At 36.9% G+C, this 1,746-nt stretch carries 2 protein-coding genes and 1 tRNA gene; 2 read left to right on the top strand and 1 reads right to left on the bottom strand.

Annotated elements, in window-relative coordinates; translation table 11 throughout:
- Positions 1 to 10: 10 nt before the first annotated feature.
- Positions 11 to 95, bottom strand: a tRNA-Ser gene (locus WBN20_RS11040).
- A gap of 110 nt (positions 96 to 205) precedes the next feature.
- Between WBN20_RS11040 and WBN20_RS11035 the strand changes: the two genes are divergently transcribed.
- Positions 206 to 961, top strand: coding sequence for a sulfite exporter TauE/SafE family protein (locus WBN20_RS11035; protein WP_424281709.1), 756 nt, complete (start codon positions 206 to 208; stop codon positions 959 to 961).
- Between the two features lie 7 nt (positions 962 to 968).
- Positions 969 to 1,604, top strand: coding sequence for a nitroreductase family protein (locus WBN20_RS11030; protein ID WP_424272220.1), 636 nt, complete (start codon positions 969 to 971; stop codon positions 1,602 to 1,604).
- The last annotated feature ends 142 nt before the right edge of the window (positions 1,605 to 1,746 follow it).

Here is a 1,746-nt window from a genome sequence, read left to right as displayed (position 1 = left end):
CGCTTGATTGCGGAGGAAGAGGGATTCGAACCCCCGGAGGTGTGACCCTCAACAGTTTTCAAGACTGCCGCATTCGACCACTCTGCCATTCCTCCCTTAATGCGAGCGCAAATATACTAACCTTTTTTATACCTTAAAAAGTTTGTTGACGATTTTCTTCTGCCGTTTATAGTATTATTTATTTGCGACATCCTATTTTTGCCCCATGGAAGAATGGTATCATTACGTACTGCTCGTACTAGTTGGTTTTGTTGTCGGTTTTATTAATACAGTCGCCGGGGGGGCATCTTTAATATCACTACCTTTTTTAATCTTTTTGGGATTACCTCCCAGCGTGGCCAATGGAACAAACAGAGTAGCTATTGCAATTCAGACCGCAATTGGTGTAGCCGGATTTAAAAGTAAAGGCGTATCCACTTTTCCATTCAATATTTATTTAGGGATCTCAGCACTTTTCGGGTCTATTTTGGGTGCAAGTATCGCCGTGGACATTAAAGGGGAAACATTCAATAAGATATTAGCCATTATTATGCTCGCAGTGGTACTGATAATAGTTTTTAAACCTAAAATAAGTATGCAGGATCTTACAGAACGGGTTACCGGTAAGTATTTATGGGTAGGTGTTATTGTGTTCTTCTTTATCGGAATTTATGGAGGGTTTATCAATGCAGGAATTGGCTTCGTAATACTCTTGTTTTTACATTATTTTAATCATATGACCTTAGTGAGGGCCAATGCTACAAAGGTTGCGGTTGTTTTTATCTACACCCTTTCAGCTCTCGCCGTATTTATTTTTAACGATAAAGTAATTTGGGAGGTTGGGCTGGTTTTAGCCATTGGTAACGGGGCAGGTGCATGGTTATCCAGCAGAATATCAGTTGGGAAAGGTGATGGATATGTAAAAATGTTTTTGATATTTATGGTCATAATCATGGCAATCAAATTATGGTTTTTTAATTAAAAAGGAAATGGCAGATATAATTAAGGATTTAGAATGGCGATATGCGGTAAAAAAATTTGATTCTTCTAAAGAGATTGAAGTTTCTAAATTGGATAGAATAAAACAGGCATTTAATCTTACCGCTACTTCATACGGCTTGCAACCAATAAAAATGGTAGTGCTAAAAAATAAGGACCTGCAGGAACAGTTGGTTGAATTTTCATATGGTCAGAGGCAGGTTGCCCAGGCTTCACATCTTTTGATTTTATGTATCGAGAAGAAAATAGATGCCGAATACATCTCCGGTTATTTTAAAAAAGTAAAAGATATAAGAGGAACCAGTGATTCTGTTTTAGAACCATTTAAAAAAGAATTAGTAAGCGAATTTGCCAAAATGGATACTAAACAAATTGAACAATGGGCTATTAATCAGGTTTATTTGGCCATGGGAAATTTACTTACAATATGTGCAGTAGAGCAACTTGATGCTTGTCCAATGGAAGGTTTTAGCCCGGACGGTTATGATGAGTTGTTAAATTTAAGTTCAAAAGGTCTGAGATCTGTTCTGGTACTTCCCATTGGATATAGAGCAGAGGACGACATATTTTCCGAATTTAAGAAAGTCAGGCGTGATATGGAAAATAGTATTATTTACATATCTTAGGCGCAGCATTTGTAATAGTAAAGAATAAAAATAAACAACATTTTAAATTAAATATCACTATGCCAGGTTTTGAATTATTTGGGGATAAAGAAAGAAATCAAGTAAAGGACGTCCTGGATTCCGGAGTACTCATGCGCTACGG

Origin of the sequence: Eudoraea sp., assembly GCF_049665975.1 — a bacterium.
GTDB lineage: Bacteria > Bacteroidota > Bacteroidia > Flavobacteriales > Flavobacteriaceae > Eudoraea.
The sequence above is the reverse complement of the archived record's forward strand: the minus strand, read 5'-3'. Positions and strand labels throughout refer to the sequence as shown.

Coding starts and splice junctions, on each gene's coding strand:
- WBN20_RS11035 (WP_424281709.1), top strand. CDS start 206: ATGGAAGAATGGTATCATTACGTACTGCTCGTACTAGTTGGTTTTGTT.
- WBN20_RS11030 (WP_424272220.1), top strand. CDS start 969: ATGGCAGATATAATTAAGGATTTAGAATGGCGATATGCGGTAAAAAAA.